General features: G+C 61.1%; 18 protein-coding genes. 2 read left to right on the plus strand and 16 right to left on the minus strand.

The features are described 5' to 3' along the window. The first annotated feature begins 197 nt into the window (after positions 1-197). Positions 198-1,532 (plus strand): hemolysin family protein, encoded by a 1,335-nt coding sequence (locus BEN48_RS05810; RefSeq protein ID WP_070733665.1) that lies wholly within the window; start codon positions 198-200, stop codon positions 1,530-1,532. Here the strand turns inward: BEN48_RS05810 and BEN48_RS05815 are convergent, their stop codons facing one another. The 12 genes from BEN48_RS05815 to BEN48_RS05860 all read right to left on the minus strand — a co-directional run bounded on the left by BEN48_RS05815 (position 1,533) and on the right by BEN48_RS05860 (position 11,522). Continuing rightward, positions 1,533-1,943 carry a TM2 domain-containing protein gene (locus tag BEN48_RS05815; protein ID WP_070733666.1) on the minus strand — a complete coding sequence of 137 codons (411 nt, stop codon included), beginning with the start codon at positions 1,941-1,943 and terminating at the stop codon, positions 1,533-1,535. It abuts the gene before it with no gap. A 359-nt stretch (positions 1,944-2,302) separates the two neighbouring features. Then, on the minus strand, positions 2,303-2,845 hold the full coding sequence (locus tag BEN48_RS18655; RefSeq protein WP_125932497.1) for a DUF6252 family protein: 543 nt from the start codon (positions 2,843-2,845) through the stop codon (positions 2,303-2,305). Between the two features lie 267 nt (positions 2,846-3,112). After that, positions 3,113-3,625, minus strand: a complete 513-nt coding sequence (locus BEN48_RS05820) for a gamma carbonic anhydrase family protein (protein WP_070733667.1) — start codon at positions 3,623-3,625, stop codon at positions 3,113-3,115. Between the two features lie 144 nt (positions 3,626-3,769). Continuing rightward, positions 3,770-4,753: a radical SAM protein gene (locus BEN48_RS05825; protein ID WP_070733668.1), complete on the minus strand. Its 984-nt coding sequence runs from the start codon at positions 4,751-4,753 to the stop codon at positions 3,770-3,772. Between the two features lie 72 nt (positions 4,754-4,825). Next, positions 4,826-5,599 (minus strand): endonuclease III domain-containing protein, encoded by a 774-nt coding sequence (locus tag BEN48_RS05830; RefSeq protein WP_070733669.1) that lies wholly within the window; start codon positions 5,597-5,599, stop codon positions 4,826-4,828. Between the two features lie 34 nt (positions 5,600-5,633). Continuing rightward, positions 5,634-6,926: an alkaline phosphatase D family protein gene (locus BEN48_RS05835; RefSeq protein ID WP_094122935.1), complete on the minus strand. Its 1,293-nt coding sequence runs from the start codon at positions 6,924-6,926 to the stop codon at positions 5,634-5,636. 208 nt (positions 6,927-7,134) lie between these two features. Then, positions 7,135-7,854 carry an OmpA family protein gene (locus tag BEN48_RS05840; protein ID WP_241502189.1) on the minus strand — a complete coding sequence of 240 codons (720 nt, stop codon included), beginning with the start codon at positions 7,852-7,854 and terminating at the stop codon, positions 7,135-7,137. After that, entirely contained in the window at positions 7,851-8,069 is a 219-nt protein-coding gene (locus tag BEN48_RS18660; RefSeq protein WP_125932498.1) for a hypothetical protein, read from the minus strand. The genes BEN48_RS05840 and BEN48_RS18660 overlap by 4 nt, the downstream gene beginning before the upstream one ends. Before the next feature lie 16 nt (positions 8,070-8,085). After that, positions 8,086-8,364, minus strand: a complete 279-nt coding sequence (locus BEN48_RS05845; RefSeq protein WP_070733671.1) for a YMGG-like glycine zipper-containing protein — start codon at positions 8,362-8,364, stop codon at positions 8,086-8,088. Between the two features lie 178 nt (positions 8,365-8,542). Further along, on the minus strand, positions 8,543-9,289 hold the full coding sequence (locus BEN48_RS05850; protein ID WP_193408657.1) for an OmpA family protein: 747 nt from the start codon (positions 9,287-9,289) through the stop codon (positions 8,543-8,545). Positions 9,290-9,408: 119 nt separating this feature from the next. Further along, positions 9,409-10,311, minus strand: coding sequence for an acetyl-CoA carboxylase, carboxyltransferase subunit beta (gene accD / locus BEN48_RS05855; RefSeq protein WP_070733672.1), 903 nt, complete (start codon positions 10,309-10,311; stop codon positions 9,409-9,411). Between the two features lie 164 nt (positions 10,312-10,475). Continuing rightward, positions 10,476-11,522, minus strand: coding sequence for a class I fructose-bisphosphate aldolase (locus BEN48_RS05860; protein ID WP_070733673.1), 1,047 nt, complete (start codon positions 11,520-11,522; stop codon positions 10,476-10,478). A gap of 192 nt (positions 11,523-11,714) precedes the next feature. Here BEN48_RS05860 and BEN48_RS05865 point away from each other — a divergent pair, with 192 nt between their 5' ends. Then, complete coding sequence (locus BEN48_RS05865) at positions 11,715-12,731, plus strand: OmpA family protein (RefSeq protein ID WP_070733674.1); 1,017 nt, start codon at positions 11,715-11,717, stop codon at positions 12,729-12,731. A 113-nt stretch (positions 12,732-12,844) separates the two neighbouring features. Here BEN48_RS05865 and BEN48_RS05870 read toward each other — a convergent pair whose 3' ends face one another. From BEN48_RS05870 to BEN48_RS05885, 4 genes are all read right to left on the minus strand, one after another. Next, a complete protein-coding gene (locus BEN48_RS05870) occupies positions 12,845-15,679 on the minus strand; it encodes a TonB-dependent receptor (protein ID WP_070733675.1) in 2,835 nt (944 codons plus the stop codon). A 427-nt stretch (positions 15,680-16,106) separates the two neighbouring features. Further along, positions 16,107-16,733, minus strand: a complete 627-nt coding sequence (locus tag BEN48_RS05875) for a hypothetical protein (protein ID WP_070733676.1) — start codon at positions 16,731-16,733, stop codon at positions 16,107-16,109. Then, on the minus strand, positions 16,733-17,563 hold the full coding sequence (locus BEN48_RS05880; RefSeq protein WP_070733677.1) for a metallophosphoesterase family protein: 831 nt from the start codon (positions 17,561-17,563) through the stop codon (positions 16,733-16,735). Before BEN48_RS05880 ends, BEN48_RS05875 begins: the two co-directional genes overlap by 1 nt. A gap of 241 nt (positions 17,564-17,804) precedes the next feature. Then, positions 17,805-18,518, minus strand: a complete 714-nt coding sequence (locus BEN48_RS05885) for an SIMPL domain-containing protein (RefSeq protein WP_070733678.1) — start codon at positions 18,516-18,518, stop codon at positions 17,805-17,807. Positions 18,519-18,680: the final 162 nt, after the last annotated feature.

Genomic DNA, 18,680 nt, shown 5'->3' on the forward strand with positions numbered 1-18,680 from the left:
ACGGAATCCGTTCCCCCCATCTGGGAGGCTAGACGGCCCGGCGTGTGGTTTCTTACACCTGCATTCTACTACAAAATAAGGCTGTCCGTACCACAAACTGGCGGCCGGAAAGTTCAGCGGCCCAACCAGCCGCCCTAAACTCCGTACTTTTGACAAACTAAGGCCCCCAGACCGTCCGTGTCGCGGGGACCATTCACATGGGTTTAAAAATATTATTTACCGTTTTACTTGTTTTAGTAAACGGATTTTTTGTGGCCGCCGAGTTCGCACTCGTCAAAGTGCGCCTGTCGCAAATCGAGCTCAAAGCCAAAGAGGGCAACCGCCTGGCCAAGCTCACGCTCACCATCCTACAGGATTTGGAGGCCTACCTCTCGGCCTGCCAGCTGGGCATTACGCTGGCCTCGCTGGCCCTGGGCTGGATAGGCGAAAGCGTGGTGGCGTCCATCATTCTGGGAGCCGTGCACGCCCTCAACCTGGACATGACCGACGTGCTGGCCCACCAGATTGCGCTGCCCGTGTCGTTTGCCACCATCACGGTGCTGCACATCGTCATCGGCGAGCAGGCACCCAAAATGCTGGCCATTCAGCGGCCCGAAGCCCTGAGCATTGCCGTGGCCCTGCCGCTGCGGATATTCTACGTGGTGAGCTTTCCCTTCATCTGGATTCTCAACAAGATGTCGGGCCTCACGCTGCGCCTGTTTGGCGTGGCCTCCACCCACGGCAGCGACGCCCACACCTCCGACGAGCTGCGCATGCTGCTGGACCAGAGCAAGGAAAGCGGCGAAATCCAGGACTCCGAGCACGAGCTGATTGAGAACGTGTTCCAGTTCAACGACCGGATGGTGAAGCAGATTATGGTGCCCCGCACCAAGCTCTCGGCCCTGGACGTGAACGCGCCCGCCGAGCACCTGCTCGACGTGGTGTTCAGCGAGGGCTACTCGCGCCTGCCGGTGTTCGAGGGCAACATCGACAACATCGTGGGCGTGCTCAACGTGAAGGACCTGCTGCCCATCATCCGGCGCGGCGAGGCCGTGGAGTTGGCCCGCATCATGCGGCCGCCCTTCTTCGTGCCCGAAACCAAGAAAATCAACCGCCTGCTGCGGCAGTTCCAGCGCAAGCACATTGTGATGGCCATCGTGAGCGACGAGTTCGGCGGCGTGTCGGGCATCGTCACCATCGAGGACATCATGGAGGAGCTGGTGGGTGAAATCCAGGACGAGTACGACAACGAGGTGCCCGTGGTGGAGAAGGTATCCGAGGACGAGTACCGCGTGAACCCCGCCACGCCCATTTCCGACGCCAACGAGTACCTCCCCTTCCCCCTGCCCGAGGGCGAAGACTACGAAACCGTGGGCGGCCTGCTCAACGTCATCTACGGCAGCATCCCGGAAGTGGGCGACGTGGCCGTGCTCGACCCCTACGAGTTCCGCGTCCTGCAACGCTCGCGCCGCGCTGTGGAGCTGGTGCAGCTGCGCGTGACCACCGTGGCCGAGCGCGCCGAACCCCGCGGGGACCTGGGCCACGAGATGTAGTTACCGCTGCTCCGGCACGGGCACTTCTGTGCGGGGTTTGGTTTTAAAAAAGCCGGGATTGTACTCCCCGTTCTTGGGCTTCAAACTGCCGTTAATAATTTGGACAACGTCAGAAATTTGCAAACCATAAAGCACTGTAGCCATTAAAAACCCAAGTAACACGATGGCTGTAAAGCCGTTGCTGCCAAAGGCGATGCCTACTGCACCCAGATAAAGCAGAAAAATTGCCACCATGATGCCCAGCAAGTAGGCAACACCGTGTCCGGTATACCCCAAGTAAAAGCGGTGCAGCCCCAGAATACTGAAGAAAAAGGGCACGATGGCCAGCAGCAGCGCAATGCCGCGGGAGCGGTAGCGCTCCGGCGGGTTTGGTTCGTCATGGCGGGCAGCATGGGGCAGCCGGGCTTTCACTCGCTGATGGGCTACGGTCCGCAACGATTCCGACACCCGACCGGCAGGCCCTGCTGCTCCAATAGTCACCCTCTTCACGGCCGCAAACGGCATCTTGCTCCTGTTCTTTTTACGGGTGATGGATGAACCGCTAGTTCTCCCGTGCCGCGAAGATGCCCAGGCCGCGGGAGCAGTTGCGTGAAACGGGGCAGATGAGGGCACCACCGTAGCAGACGAAGGAACTGCCGTAGCTTGGTGGAGCGAGGCATCCCCAACGGCTTGAAACTGGTAGCTGGCGCGGTGGCAGCCGCTCAGCAGCGTGAGGAGAAGAAGTACGCATGTTGCTGGGTAGAAGCTGGGCATGGATTCCACAGTAAAAGTTAGAGGCGCTTGTCGAAGCGGCCGTTGGTGACGCGCACCGTGTCGCAGCCGGGCTTGGCCAGGGTGAACTCGAATGTGCCGGAGATGATGCCAGCTTGCAAATCCAGGCGTGTGATGGTTAAGCTGCCCCGACGGTAATATGTACCACCAAAAAATTCACAACCGGTACGTCGGTCCTTGAAAAGTGCTTCTTGGCGGCCATCTTTCGCCAACGGATAATTTCCGGTTGTGCGTAAACTGTCAGAATAGATAGCAATTATCTGTTTTGATAACTCATTACCTGCATAGCGATAAGTTGATATATTAAATGTTCCGTTTCGGTAGGCGCGGTCGTAGTATACGCTGTAATTAGAACCGCCATCAGAGCCTTGTGGGGTCCAAGCCTGCCCGTTGACGAGGCAACCGAAGGTGTTGGCCCCAGTCTGGGTAGCGGGCGGCAGTTGGTCTACCGGGTCGGGGTCGTCCTTTTTGCACTGGCTCAGGCCCAATAACACGGCCAGCAACAGAGCAGGATATCCAGCTGGTTTTTGGGGGAAATCCATGAGGTAGCGCGTAGCCGGATGATGCGTTGAGTTGCTGCATAAGCGCAGCCACTGTGAAGCCACAGAGGCCCACAGTATCAATCGCACCGAATGTACGGGCTAAGACGTCCCTGCAAAACTAAAAATGTGGACAAAATGGACTTCCTATTTGCCCCTTTCAGAGACAAACAATCTCACTGAGCCCCATGGCACGAGAAAATCCGGATTTTTTAGGGACTTTTCAGCAGCGGCCGGGGCTGCGAGTCACAGCATCATTTAGCGTGCTCGCTACCGAAACCAGCCGGCGTACATCTGGTAATTGGCGGCGGTGCGCTGCAATCCTTCGCGCTGCGCCTCCGTCACGGGCTTGATTTTGCGGGCGGGCACGCCGGCGTATAAAAAGCCCGGCTCGCACACAAAATTCTCCAGCACCACAGCCCCGGCCGCGATGATGCAGCCCGTGCCCACCACGGCGTGGTCCATCACAATGGCGCCCATGCCGATGAGCACATCGTCTTCCACGGTGCAGCCGTGCACCAGCGCCCGGTGCCCGATGCTCACGCGGCTGCCGATGGTGAGCGGCGCTTGCTGGTAGGTGCAGTGCAGCACCGCGCCGTCCTGCACGTTGGTTTCGTCGCCGATGCGGATGCGGTGCACGTCGCCGCGAATGACGGCCGTGAACCAGACCGTGCATTTCGAGCCGAGGACCACATCTCCCACAATGGTGGCGTTATCAGCAATGAAGCAGTCGGCCGGAATGGTGGGCGAGATGCCGTGAACGGGGAGGATGAGGGCTGGCATTGGTGCTAGAGGATGATGTAAGCAAATAGTAAAAACGGCTCAAACGCCATCTGTCATGCTGAGCAGAGCGAAGCATCCTATCACGCATCACCGATTTGTTCAGCGGTGAGAGGATACTTCGCTCCGCTCAGCATGACAGACGATTTACGCCCGCAGCAGTCTTTTCCAGGTGCCTTTTTCCCAGTTGTACTTCAGCGTGCTGGGCAGGGCCTGCCAGAAATACTTGCTGGTTTCCACCGCGAAGCTGGGCTGCATGTAGCAGTTAATGGTGCAGCCTTCGCAGGCGGGCAGGCGGCCTTCCAGCGCGGCCAGGCGTTGGGTTTCGGGCGCGTTGTAGAGGTCAAACAACTTGCCCTCGATGGGGAATTTCTGTTCGCCGAGGTGGTAGCAGGGCAGCACCAGCTCGTTGCTGGGCGAGATGACCAGCGTGGTGCTGGCCGCCCGGCACACGGGCGCGGCCACGTGGTTGCCGCCGTCGCGCCGCAGCTCAATAAAGGCCTCGTTGAGGTACACGCCCTTGCGCTTGCCGAAAGCGGAGAGGTAGTCCAGCTCCTCGGGCGTGAGCTGCTCGCCGGTTTCCACGTCGCCGTACTCAAAGGCGGGATTCAGGATGAGGACCAGGTTGTTGGGTTGGGTGATGTCACGGTACACGGCCTCCAGGTCCGCCAGGTTTTTGCGGAACACGGTGAAGAGAATGTCCGGCCGCTCGCCCAGCTCCTTGGCCACACGAATGCTTTCGAGCACGAAATCGTAGCAGGCCACGCCCCGGCCCAGGTCGTGGGTGTCGCGGTCGGCCGAGTCCAGCGAGAAGTGCAGCATGTCGACCAGCCCGCGCAGCTTCTCCGCGTTTTTGGGGTACAACAGGCCGTTGGTCGTGACGGTGGTAATAAAGCCCATTTCGCGGGCCAGTGCCAGAAACTCCGGCAGCTGCCGGTGCAGCAGTGGCTCGCCACCCGTAAAGTCCAGCACCGACACCCCCAGGCGCTTGAGGTCGCGCAGGTTCCGCTCCACGTCTTCCAGCGTGATGTAGGGCGAGGGCTTCTCCCAGATATCACAAAACGCGCACTTAGCATTGCACCGGTACGTGACGTAGTAATTGCACAGAACGGGATGCTTAACGAGACGCATGGCGTAAAGGTACAGTCCCTGGCACGTCTTCCTGAAAACAACCAGAACGTCATGCTCATCTGGATGTTAAACCTAATGCGGCAGCTTGCCCCAGGCAGCAGAGTCCCACTGGGTGGGCGTAACGGCCAGGGCCTCCGCCGTGGCCGCGCCGTGGTGCTCCTGGTAGTAGTTGCAGAAGCCCTTGAGGGGGCAGCGCGCGCAGTTAGGCTTCAGGAAAAAGCAAATCTGCTGCCCGTGCCAGTAGTTGTGCTTGTGGAAGTTGAAGAGCGTTTCGCCATCGGCGGGCAGCAGGGCCAGCAGCACGCTATGGGCTTTCTCCACCGACACCTTCGGCCCCAAAAAGCCCACGCGCTGCGCCACCCGGTGCACGTGCGCATCTACGGGCAGCACAGGCTTCTGGTAGTTGAAAAGCAGCACCAGCGAAGCGGTTTTCAGTCCAATGCCGGGCATATCCGTGAGCCAGGCCATGCCCTTGTCCACTGGCCATTCAGCCAGAAAATCCAAGTCAAAAGCTCCACCGGTCTCGGCTTGAATGCGCCGCAGAATCTCCTGAATGCGCGGCGCCTGCGTATCGGGCCAGCGCGTGGTGCGGATGGCGTGGGCGAGCTCCGCGGTGGGCGCGGCCAGCACGCCGGGCCAGTCGCCGTAGGCTTCCAGCATGCGGTCGTAGGCTAGCTCTTCGTCGGCGTGGGTGGTGCGGTGCGACAACACCGTGGAGATGAGCTCGCGCATGGGCGTGCGGCGCGGCTCCGGCGGCAGGTGGCCGTAGAAGTAGTCCAGAATGGCGTGGTCGGCCCAGGCTTTTTCGGCGGCGGGCGAGGCGTAGGTAGCGTCGGGAGCAGGCATGGCCGGTTGTACCGGCCGGCGGGCCGTTAGGTTGTCATTTCAGGTCATTAGCCGCAATGCTGCGCTCCCAGAGCAGCTTGCCGGCTTGGTTATGCACCGATAGGCGCAGCTGGCGTGTGGCCGGCGGGCCGCTCACAGCAACTACCGCAAAGTTGCGCTCCGTTATCAGGGTACCGTCTACGCGACTGGTGTTGGCTTCGGTGCGGCCGCTGGTGCCGGCGCCCGCCGTGAGGGGCGAGCAGGTAAAATCGTAGAGCGGGTAGGTGCCGGGGCGCTCCAGCTTGGTGAGCTCCGTGTGGTGGCGGTCGCCGTCGAGGAACACCACGCCGCTGATTTTGCGGGCGGCAATGCCTTGCAGCAGCGCGGCCCGCTCCTGCTCGTAGTTGCTATAGTTTTCAAATACCTTGGCTGGGTTTAGCACCTGCCCTCCCACCACCACCATCTTAAACGGCGCGGTGCTGCTGGACAGGGCATCGAGCAGCCACGTGAGCTGCGCGGCGCCCAGGTAGCTGCCTTCCTTGGCGTTGTAGTTGTTGGAAGAACGAAACCAGCGGTTATCCAGCAGAAAAAACTCCACGTCGTTCCACTGAAAAGTACCGCCAACCCCCTCGCCCAGCGTCTGGCCGTAGTTTGGGTTGGCCCAATAGTCTTTAAATGCACTCAGCATCAGGCCCTTGTTCACGAAGCTGCGGTCGGCGTTGTTGGGGCCGTAGTCGTGGTCGTCCCAGATGGCGTATTGATGGGCGCGGGCCAGCAGCGGCTGCATTTCGGGAACGGCGCGGGAGTGAGCATAGCGGTGGTAAATGCCCGTGCGCGTGTTCCAGTCGGCTTCGCGCAGGTAGCTATTGTCACCCAGCCAGAGCATGAAGTCCGGCTTCTGGGCGTTGATGCTCGTGAAAATCTCGTAGCCGCTGCCGGGCAACACGCCGGGCCGCTCATACGGCGCGTCGTTGATGTAAGCGCAGGAGCCCATGGCGAAGCGAAAATCGGGCGGCGCCTGCTGGCCCTGCCACAGCGCCTGGCTCTGAAACTCCAGCGGGTACGGGCGCGCCACCAGCTGCCCGTTCAGGTACAGGGCGTAAGTGTAGCGGCGGCCGGGCTGCACCTTATCGGCCAGCAGGTGCACGGCGTAGGCGTGCGCGGCGGTGGCCGCAACGGCCACCGTGCGCCATTTCTGCTGGGGCCGGGCCGGCTCCCAGTATTCAATCTGGGCAGTGGCCGGACCGGTGGCCTGCACCCACAGCGCCACCTCGCGCACTTCCGAATACCCCACCATAGGCCCCGAGCGCAGCAGGCCCGCAACAGCGGCCCGTGAGGCAGTGGGCATAGCGACTTTACGGGTTTGAGCGAAGCCGGGCCCCGAAATCAACACGGCCAGAGCCACCAATCGCAACCAACTAGGTATTATCATGTCCAAAAGTACTTTCCGCGCTGCTCAGGCTACGTTACCCAATCAGCTAAGCACAAAAGAAAGCCAGCGACCGAAAACGGCCACTGGCTTTTGCATTCTCAGGCTAGCGTGCTAGCTACTTGTTTTACAGCTGGCCACGCTTGGCGGCTTTCTGCATTTTCTCGTTGGCGAAGATGGCTACTTCCACGCGGCGGTTGGCTGCCTTGCCCGACACCGAGCTGTTGTCGGACACGGGCTGGGTCGAGCCATATCCCGTCGAGGTGATGCGGGCATCGTCGATGCCCTGCGACGTGATTTCGTTGGCCACGGCACGAGCGCGACGCTCCGACAGAGGCTGGTTGATGGCGTCCGAACCCGAGCTATCGGTGTGGCCTTCCACCACTACGTTGGTGTCGCCGTACTTTTTGAGGGTTGCGGCCAGCTGGTCAATGTTGCCGGCAGCGGCCGACGTCAGTGCCGACGAGTTGGTGTTGAACAGGATGCCCGAAGCGAAGGTAATTTTGATGCCTTCGCCTACGCGCTCCACCGTAGCGCCTTCCAGGTCGCGGCGCAGTTCAGCGGCTTGCTTGTCCATGCGGCGGCCGATGAGGGCGCCACCAGCACCACCTACGGCAGCACCAATGATAGCACCTTTGGCAGTGCCCGACTTGCCGCCGATGAGGCGACCGGCCACGCCACCGGCTACCGCGCCGCCCACGCCGCCAATAAGGCCGCCTTTGAGGGTTTTGCTCATCGTGCCCTTAGGGCGAGCGGTGCCCACGGTAGAAGACTGGGCCTGGGCGAAGTTGTCAACCATCAGCAGCAGGGCCAACAGAAGAGTAAATGACAAACGAAGGAATTTCATGAGTGAAAAAGGGTTTGGTAATGGTTAGCGGCTGGTAAAAGTACTGCAGTTAGAAGCAGCAGGCCGGCAAGTTCAGTATTTGCAACCACCTTGCCAAACTCTTCCGGCCCGACTGCTTTCAGGGCTCGACCAACCAGTACCGCAGCACGGCCAAGCACCAAAAAAGGCTCAACCATAGCGGAAGGGCCTTTTTCATGGGTCACTGATATGACCATGCGGTCTGCGAGAAAATTATTTTTTCTTGCGATAATCTCTGTAACGGGCCGGGTCTCTCTTCTTGTCTCGGTTGCGGCCTATAATCCCGCCCCCTATAGCACCCGCGGCGCCGCCAATAACGGCGCCTTTACCGCCCCCGATGATGGCCCCGGTCACGGCGCCCGCACCGGCACCCACCGTGGCACCTTTGGCTTTATTGCTCCACCCCTTTTTAGGCGTTTGGGCCTGCACGGCCGAACCAGCCAGCAAAAAGAACGAGAACACCAGCAGGAAAAACAGCTTGAATGGTTTCATGGCAATTAGCGATTAACAGTGAAAATAATGCTCGTTAAACGCAGCCTCCACCGCCTGAGTTGCAGCCTTCCTGGCAGCGCCACATAAAAAAAGGCCGTCCAATCGGGCGGCCTTTTTTTGGGTTCTAACGCCGGGCTGCTGCAGAGAGCAGTCAGGCATTGGAGAGAGGATTTTCAGACTACAAGCGGCCGTCTTCGGCAGCTTTCTTCATCTTCTCGTTGGCGTAGATGGCAATTTCTACGCGGCGGTTGGCTTGCTTGCCTTCAGCAGTTGAATTGTCGCCGATGGGCTGCGACGAGCCGTAGCCCTGCGTGGTGATGCGGCTGGCCGATACGCCTTTGGCGATGGCTTCGCCGGCCACGGCCTGCGCCCGGCGCTCCGACAGGGGCTGGTTGATGGCGTCCGAACCGCTGGCATCGGTGTGGCCTTCTACTAGCACGTTGGTGTCGGGGTACTTCTGGAGCACATCGGCCATCTTGTCAATTTCGCTCAGCGAAGCCGAACGCAGGGTCGACGAGTTGGTGTCGAACAGAATGCCCGAATCGAAGGTGATTTTGATGCCTTCGCCCACGCGCTCTACTTTGGCGTTTTTCATGTCGCGCTGCAGGTCTTCGGCAGCTTTATCCATTTTGCGGCCAATGATGGCACCCGTAGCGCCACCAGCGGCAGCACCTACGATGGCACCAATGGCAGTGCCTTTGCCACCGCCGCCAATTACGCGGCCCAGGATAGCACCGGCAGCTGCACCGGTACCGGCGCCAATCAGGCCACCTTTAGCGGTTTTGCTCATGCCGGTTTTGCGGGCGCCAGTGCCGTTGTTACCCGAAAGGTCGGGCTGGGTGCCGGCTTGCTGCGACGTAGCGCACGAGCTGAACATCAGCACGAAAGCCATGAGAACGGATAGGAGTGATTTGGAGGAGTTCATGTGAAAAAAAAGAATTGGGTGAAGGTGTTTTTGGGCTTATACGGGAAAAACCCGTTCCGGTATCGGAAACGGGCTTTTCAATAAATGTGCCGAATGTTAAAAAGGCAGTCAAAACGTTCTTATTGGGCCTTGCTGGCGCTGCGGCGGGCTTCGCGCTGCCCGGGCGCGGCAGCCACCACGGGCTGCAGCATGCCCAACAAGTCGGCCAAACGCTGCTTCAACTCACGGCGGTCCACGATGAAATCGAGGAAGCCGTGCTCCAGCACAAACTCGGCGCTCTGGAAGCCCTTGGGCAGGTCTTTGCCAATGGTTTCTTTGATAACCCGCGGGCCCGCAAAGCCAATGAGGGCGCCCGGCTCGGCAATGTTAAAGTCGCCCAGCATGGCAAACGAGGCCGTGACGCCGCCCGTAGTGGGGTCGGTGAGCAGGCTCACGTAAGGCACGCCGGCTTCCGACAGCAACGCCAGCTTGGCCGAGGTCTTGGCCATTTGCATCAGCGAGTAGCCGGCTTCCATCATGCGGGCGCCGCCGGAGCGCGAAATCATCAGGAAGGGCGTGCGGTTTTGGCGGGCATAGTCAATGGCGCGGGCAATTTTTTCGCCCACCACCGAACCCATCGAGCCGCCAATAAATTTAAAATCCATGGCCGCCACCACCAGCGGCTGGCCCGTGGAAAGGCCGTGGGCGGTGCGCACGGCATCTTTCAGGCCCGTGTTGTGCTCCGTGGCCACCAGGCGCTTGGGATACTCCTTAGTGTCGACAAACCGCAGCGGGTCGCCAGAGGTCAGGTTGGCGTCGAGCTCGGTGAACTGGCCGTCATCGAAGAGAAAGTCGAAGTAGTCGGCGGCGTCAATCCGGTCGTGGTGGCCGCAGGGGGCGCACACGCAGCGGTGGCGCCGGTGCTCGGCCATGGTCACCACGGTTTTGCATTCCGGGCACTTGTGCCAGAGGCCGTCGGGGGTCTCCTTTTTTTGGTCGGTGGGGGTAACGATGCCCTTTTCTACGCGCTTAAACCAGGCCATATTGTTAGCTGATGGCTGATAGCTGTTCGCTATTAGCTTTATTTTGAAGGGAAGACCGCAAGCCAAACGCTTGTCGGGCCGAATGAAAACCGGGCGCCAAAGATAGGCCATATCCGACATCGGACTTGCAAAACGCGGCCCGGCCCTGCCGGACCGGTGCCTGCCTACGCCAGGGCAATGCTTTTATCAAGGTACACATCCTGAATGGCGTTGAGCAATTGTACGCCCTCGGCAAAGGGCCGCTGGAAGGCTTTGCGGCCTGAAATCAGGCCCTGGCCGCCGGCGCGCTTGTTCACGATAGCCGTCCGGATGGCCGCTTCCAGGTCGCCCTGGCCCAGGCTTTCGCCGCCGGAGTTGATGAGGCCGATGCGGCCGGCGTAGCAGTTCAGCACCTGGTAGCGGGTGAGGTCGATGGGGTGGTCGGTGCTCAGGGTTTCGTACATCGACGGAAAGGTCTTGCCAAACTTGAGCGCCGAAAAGCCGCCGTTGTTTTCGGGCAGCTTCTGCTTGATGATGTCGGCGCCCATGGTCACGCCCAGGTGGTTGGCCTGCCCGGTGAGGTCGGCCGCCACGTGAAAATCCTTTGCGGCGGTTTTGAAGGCGTTGTTGCGGGTGTAGCACCAGAGCACGGTGGCCATGCCCAGCCGGTGGGCCTCCTCAAAGGCCTCGGTCACTTCCGTAATCTGGCGGTTGCTTTCCTCAGAGCCAAAGTACACGGTGGCCCCCACGGCCGTGGCGCCCATGTCCCAGGCCTGCCGCACCGACCCAAATAGTATCTGGTTGAATTTATTGGGGTAGGTCAGCAACTCGTTGTGATTGATTTTGACCAGAAACGGGATTTTGTGGGCGTATTTGCGGGCCACGGTGCCAAACGTGCCGAAGGTGGTGGCCACCGCATTGCAACCGCCTTCAAGGGCCAGCCGGAGGATGTTTTCGGGGTCGAAATACATCGGATTGGGGCCAAACGACGCACCCGTCGTGTGCTCAATGCCCTGGTCGACGGGCAGGATGCTCACGTAGCCGGTGCCGGCCAAGCGGCCGTGGCCGTAGAGGGCGCCCAGGCTGCGCAGCACCTGCGGCGTGCGGCTGCCGGGCACAAAGCAGCGGTCCAGAAAGTTGGGGCCGGGGGCGTGAATCAGGTCTTTGCTCACCACGCATTGGTGGGCGAGGAGGGCTTCATTTTCGGGGCTCAGGGTCAGGGTGGAGGCCATTCAGAGAGAGCAGATTGGGGGTGGAAGACAGCCAGCCGCAGCCAGCCGGGGAAGCAAACAAAGATAGGCCGAAAAATAAAGGGCAAATTGAGCTGAAGTGGGGGTGGCAGCGCGCCAGGCGCTACCTTGCCCCACCAAACGCGGCCGGACAGTCTGGCTGCCCAGGACTGGCCCGTTGCCTCTTATTATCCCGTGAAAAACTTCTCTCCCGCCTTACTCGCCCTGTCCCTGCTAGCCGCGCCCGCCCTCAACGGCTGCGTAACGGCCAAAAAGTACGACGACCTGAGCGCCCGCCAGCGCGCCGACGCCGAAGGCAAAGCCGCCGCCGAGCGCCAATACCGCGGCGCCACCGCCGAGCTGCAGAAAGCCACCGACGAGCTGGCCCAGCTGCGCCTCACCCAGAAGCGCCTCATCACCGACTCGACCGAAACCGGTGCCGCCTACCGCAAAACCCGCGGCCTCTACAACCAGTTGAATGCCAGCTACGACAAATTGCTCAAAAACAGCGACCGGGAGCTGGCCAGCAAGTCTTCAGAATACAACAAAGTGGCCCAGGACCTGGCCCGCCGCGAAGCCGAGCTGGGCACGCTGGACGTGAGCCTGCAAAAGAGCAAAGCCGAAAACGACCGCCTTGCCGCCGACCTCAAAGTGCGCGAATCCCGCCTCACGGAGCTCACAAAAGCCCTGGCCGACAAGGACAAGGCCGTGGACGACCTGAAAGCCCGTGTGAGCAAGGCCCTGCTCAGCTTCAACAGCAGCGACCTGCAGGTGAAGCTGAAAGACGGCAAGGTGTACGTGTCGCTCTCCGAGCAGCTGCTCTTCAAGTCGGGCTCAACCAAAGTAGACCCCAAAGGCCAGGAAGCCCTGAAAACCCTGGCCACCGTGCTGCAGGAGCAGAAAGACGTGAACGTGGTGGTGGAAGGCCACACTGACTCGGTGCCCATTGCGCGCGGCACCGCCGGCATGACCGACAACTGGGACCTGAGCGCCCTGCGCGCCACCGAAATTGCCCGCCTGCTCACCACAGCCGGTGTGTCCCCGGAGCGCGTCACGGCCTCGGGCCGCGGCAAGTACAAGCCGGTAGCGGCCAACGACACGCCCGCCAACAAAGCCCTGAACCGCCGCACCGAAATCATCCTCACGCCCAAGCTCGACGAGCTGTTTAAGATTCTGGACAGCTCCTCGGCTACACCGGAAGCGGGCAAGTAGCCGCACGTTGGCCGGAGTTTAAGCGCAGCGACAACTCCGGCCAACAGACCAGCAGACAAACGCTGCGCTTAAACTCCGGCCAGCAGACCAGCGGAAAATACCCTGTCTATTGGCTAAAGCAACGTGAAGTTGAGGCGGGCGAAGTAGTAGCCGCCGTTGAAGCCAAACTGGTTGGCGTTGTACACGAAGCGGTTGCGGTTGGTGTTGTCGAGGCTGGAGCTGAAGCTAGTGGCCGGGTCTACCGAGAAGTTGTTGGGGTTGTTGCGGAGGTTCAGGCGGAACTTGTCGGGGTACACGTCGAACAGGTTGTTGGCCCCGATGGTGATGCCGAGCTGCTTGATTACCTGGGCGCTGACGGACAGGTCGGTAATCCATTTGGCCTCAAACTTCTGGTCGATGAGGGCGGCGCGGGCGGGGTCGGCGTCGCGGAATTGTACCTCCCCAAACCGCACGGTGCGCAGCTCGACGCCGAAGATGCCGTAGCCGTAGTTGGCGGCCAGGTTAATCTTGCTGCGGGGCTGGGCCGACTCGATGCGGGTGCGCTGCTGGCGGTCGAATAGCGTGTTCTGCAGGCTGGCGTTTTCGTTGATGGTGCTCGACGACGTGTTGAGGCCCTGCACTTTGGTTTCGGTGAAGTTGGCGGCCACCGTGAAGCCCAGGCGGCTCTCGCCGAAGGTGAGGCGCTCGTTGGCCACGATGTCGATGCCGCGTGTGCGGGTGTTGATGGCGTTGGCGAAGAACTGCACGCGGCTCACGTCGCGGCCGGCCAGAATCTGGTCAATCGCCGTGACCGGGGGCGTGTTGGCGGCGTTGGTTTTGGCAAACTGCGACGAGAGCACAATGCGGTCGTCGATGTCGATTTGGTAGGCGTCCACGGTCAGGGTGAGGGTGCGGGCCACACGGGCGGTGATGCCCAGGCTATAGTTCACCGATTTTTCCTGCTTGAGGGGGCCCACGCCAAAGCCCTTCTGGCCCGCGTTGCTGAAGCTGTTGCGCACAATGGGGTCGTCGTTGTTTACGGTGAGCACCTGGTTGGCAATGCCGCTCACAAACTGGGTGCTGGTGTTGGTGAAGTACCGCTGCTGCAGCGAGGGCGCCCGGAAGCCGTTGCCCACCGAGCCGCGCACGGCCAGCCCGTCGAGGATGCTGTAGCGGCCGGCCACCTGCCCGCTCACGTTGGAACCGAAGTCGCTGTAGTTCTCGGCGCGGCCGGCTACGCGCAGCAGCAGCTTTTCGGTGATGTCACTTTCCAGGTCCACGTAGCCGGCCACGTTGGAGCGCGACTGGTCCACTTCGTCGCTGGGCTGGTAGCCCGGAAACACCTGCGCGCCCGAAGCCGTGGGCGCCCCGTTGGGGTTGGCCGTGGTCACGTTGATGCGGCGGCCGCCGTTGATGTAGGAATTCGGCTCGCCGGCACCAATCTGGAAGCGGTCGACGCGGTATTCGCCGCCAAACGCCACGTTGAGCGTGGCCAGCGGCCCAATACCGGTGAACTTGCGCGACAAGCCCAGGTTGGTGGTGTTCTGGCTGAAATTCAGCTTGCCGGCGTAAAATTCGGTGGGGTTGCGCACGCCCGGCGCCTGCGGCAACGAGGCGTTGATGGTGTTGCTGATGTCGAAGCTCAGCTCGTTGCGGCCATAGGTGTTGCTCAGGTCGGCGGCAAAACCGCCGATGGTGGCGCGCAGGCCTGTGATGGCCGACTGGTCGTTGATGGTGGTGTTGATGAACGGCAGGAAGCCGTTGGGAAAGATGGACAGGTCGCTCTGCGCGGCCTGGTTGGCCAGGCGGTAGAAGCCGGCGGCCTTGCCAGTGCGGTGCGTCACGCCGCCCGAAACGTAAGCTTCCACGCCCCCACCCAGGCGGTAGGCCGCGTTTACAAAACCTCCGAAGTTGCGGGACTCCGAGTTGCCCACGCGCATGTTTTTGCGGTCGAAGCCGCGCTCGCGCACCAGCTGGTCGTCCTGCGCCTTGAGGTCGCGGCGCAGTTGCTCGGTGTTGGCACTGGCGGGGTAGTTGCCGCCGTTGTTGCCCAGGAACATGAGCGGGGCCGTGTCTTCGAAGGTGCGGTTGGTGTAGCCGCGGTTCAGAAACTGCCCGCTCACGTCCAGGAAGCCCTTGCCGCCCAGGCCAATTCCCACGTTGGCATCGCCCTGAAACACGCGGCCGTCGCCCTCATAGGTCTGGCCGCCGGTGGCGCTGGCCGTCACGCCGGTGGAGTCGTCTTTGAGCTGAATGTTGATAACGCCGGCAATGGCGTCGGAGCCGTAGAGCGCCGCCGCGCCCTCGCGCAGCACCTCAATGCGCTTGATGGAGGCCAGAGGAATAACATTGAGGTCGGTGCCCACGGAGCCGCGGCCCACCGTGCCGTTGATGTTGACCAGCGCCGAATTGTGGCGGCGCTTGCCGTTCACCAGCACCAGCACCTGGTCGGGGCCCAGCCCGCGCAGGCTGGCGGGGTCCACGTGGTCGGTGCCGTCGGAAATGGCCTGGCGCGACGACTGGAACGAGGGTGCCGCGTAGGTAAGCACCTGCGACACATCAGTCTGGGCGAAGGCCTTGATTTCGCGGGCCGAAATCACGTCGACCGGGGCCGTCGTGAGGATGTTGGAGCGGCCTTCGCTGGCGCGGGAGCCGGTCACCACCACTTCGTTGAGGTCCTGCGCGGCGGTCACCAGGCGCACGTTGATGCTGCTGCGGCCGTTCACCGGAATCTGCTGGGCCGCAAAGCCAATGGCCTGCACCGTGAGCACGGCGTCAGGCTTCACCGAGAGCGAGAACTCGCCGTTGCCGCCCGTGGAAGTACCGTTGGAGGTGCCGCGCTCGAGCACCGTGGAGCCCGGCAGGGCCTCGCCCGACGCACCCGTCACCCGGCCGGTCACGGTGACATTCTGGGCATGAGCGGCCAGTCCGCTCAGCATCAGTAGAAACATTAGTAGCAGATTTTTCATGGGGAACGTGGTTGGTGAAAGAATGTATCGATGTGTTATTTACCTGAAAAACTTTAATATTATATCAAATACATTTAAATTAATGAGCGCACCCATTTATGCATACCGCACTTAAGGCGCGGCAGGCCGCGTTTAGAAGTCTCCAGAAGTATAAGAAAAGGGGTTTCTGCGCCCGCTGCGGCGCTTCGCAGCCACATCGGCAGTAATATGCAGCACAGCCGCCGCTCGGCAAACAGGTGTGCAGCCAGTGGTTTCATAATTCGTGACGGCTGCAGTGCGAAAGCGGCAGCATATGTGGCAGAACGCCCTGGGTGGTGGCATGGGAGCGCGCACTCCGTTATCCGAGCCAGAAGGCCCGCCATCACCCGGTTGCTATTGAGTAGCTACTTGATAATGCTGCCAGTGGCCCGGCAGTACGGCGCGGCCGTTAGAAATCGGCCTTCACGCCCAGCGCCAGGGTAAGTATTTTCCCAAAGCCCAATCCCCCGTTCAGGTTGCCGAAGAAACTGGCTATGTACAGGTCGTTGGTGCCCAGCTCGTAGTAGGCCGAGACCCTGCGGGGCTGTCCCGTGGCTGCCAGTGGCGGAGCCAGATACGTGACCCGGCCGCCCAGCAGGGGCCCTACGCGGGTATCCACCGAAAACCAGTAATAGTCCTTGGGGTACTGTCCCCGCACTCCGTCGTTGGCAATGCCGTGCGTGTAGCTGGCATACGCGCCCACGGTCAGGGGCAGCACCTGCACCTTCGGGGCCACTTGCAGGCGAAACGGCGAGTACATGACCTTGAGCGACGCCAGGCTGAGGGTGGAGCCGGCGTATTTCCGGGGCACATAGCCGAACAGCACATCGGTTTCGAGGCGGTTTTTGGCCAGCGCGTAGCCCGCGCCGGCAGCTACCTGCCCCAGGCCGCCGCCGGTTTGCAGCAGCAGGTGAGCAGGCCGCCACCACTTGCGGGGAGCAGGGGGCACGGCAGCGGCACTGGTATCGGGCGGGGTGGCCGCGTGAGCAGCTACTCCAGGCAACAGCAAAACGGCAAGGAGGAAGAAGCGTTTCATTAGAACCGGACCCGTTTGATGCGAAACTGCCGGTCGCCCCACATGGTCACCACCACGTAGGAATGCTCGGAAAAAGCGTCGGAATTGATGTAGGTAACGCCATCGTCGTAGTATTCGCCGATGCGAAAGGAGTGATTGTGGCCGCTCAGGCCCAGCACCACGTTGGGGGCGGTGCCCAGCGCTTGCGCATAGGGGATTTCCAGCGTGGAGTCAAAATCGCCGTCGTCGGGCGGCACGTGCGCCATCACCACCTGCCGGCGGGCGCCATCTAGGGTGGCCAGCTGGGTTTGCAGCCAGTTAATGTCCGGCACTTTATGGTTGAAATTGTACTCGCGGCTGTTCGTATCGATGAGCACGAACTTGGTATCGCCGTACACGAAGGAGTAGTTCAGCGGCCCGTAGACGTGCTGGTAGGCTTCGCGGCCGTTGCCCACCAGGTCGTGGTTGCCCACCACGGTCAGGTACGGCACCTTGAGGCGGCGCAGCTTCTCGTCCACCCAACGCAGTTCGCGGGCCAGCCCGAAATCGGAAACATCGCCGGCTACGAACAGAAACGAGATGCCCGGCTGTTGATTTACGCTCTTCACAAGCTCCTCGGCCTCGTCGTAGAATTTCTGCGAATCGCCGGTAAAAACAAACCGCAGGGTGTCGCCGGCAGCCAAGGGCCGGGCTTGCAGCTTGGCCAGGTTTTTTTCGGTGAGGCGGGTAAATTCCTCCGGCACGCGGTGGTCGCTGGGGCTGAATTCCAGCATGTCGCAGCCGGCCAGTCCCAGCAGGGCCACAACGGGCACTAGGCGGAACCACCGGCGCAGGGTAGCAGATAAGCACATAAAATATTGCCGGCACAGAGCCGGAAAGCACAGTAAATAATACCAGTAACGACTTCGCGCTGCTACTGGTTTGAAAGCAGGGCGCTTATTTGCACGCGTCCTTCGTTCCAACTCATTTCCGGCACGTGCACAGGAGGCCCGGCAAGCACGGGCCTCCCAGACATTTATAGACGCATCAACTCCCGAATCACTTTACTGACAGCACGCAGCCTTGGGCGGGCGGGCAACCGCACAATAGCCGCTACTTCACTTCAAATACCACGTCGTACACCGCCTGCACCTTGATTTTGCGCAGGTTGGGGGTGGCCATATCGTTGCCGCTGCCATCGCCGCTGGCTTTGGTTTTTGACGCGTAGCCCGCCGTGCGGAATTCGGCGAGCTGGCTGTCGGCGGGGTTGTAAGGCAGTATTTCCACCAGCGTTACCACGCTGCCCAGCTGTCCGCCGGCTTGCTTCACCACAATTTGGGCTTTCTGGCGGGCGGCGGCGGCGGCCCGGCCGGCTACCTCCAGCTTGGTGGCTTCCATGCGGCTGCTTTCCAGGTTGACCACCCGCAGGTTGTCGGCGCCGGTTTGCACCAGCCGGGGAACCAGGCTGTTGAGAATGTTGGGGTTGTCAAGCGTCAGGCGGTACACTTTGACGAGGGCTACGGTGGCGTTGACGGTTTTTGCCATGCCGCCGTAGCCGCTGGCACTCAGGTCTTCGAGCACCAGTTTTTCGGCGGCGATGCCGGCCTGCTTCAGCACTTGCTGCAGGGCCTGTTCCTGCTCCTGGGTGCGGCCGCTCTCCTTCACATTGTCCGAGAACCGGTAGGTAAGCAGCAAATCCAGCTTCTCAGGGTCCAGCTCCTGCTCGGCCGTGCCGCGCACCAGAATGGTATGAGCCAGCGAAGGCGCCACTGCCTGAGCGGCCGAAAGGTGAGCGAGCGGCAGGAATAGCAGAAAAAGGCAGCGCATATAATCGTAGAATGGGGCGTGAAGTCGGGGCTAAATGTAAAAGCACCAGGCCACTCACAACGGCAATCCGGCGCTTTTCATATGTACCCGGTATGCAAGCTGCTGCGCTACAGTAGAAACTGTTGGGCTGACACCTCACCACACAGGGATTGTACCAATCCT

This window comes from Hymenobacter glacialis (assembly GCF_001816165.1).
Lineage (GTDB): Bacteria > Bacteroidota > Bacteroidia > Cytophagales > Hymenobacteraceae > Hymenobacter > Hymenobacter glacialis.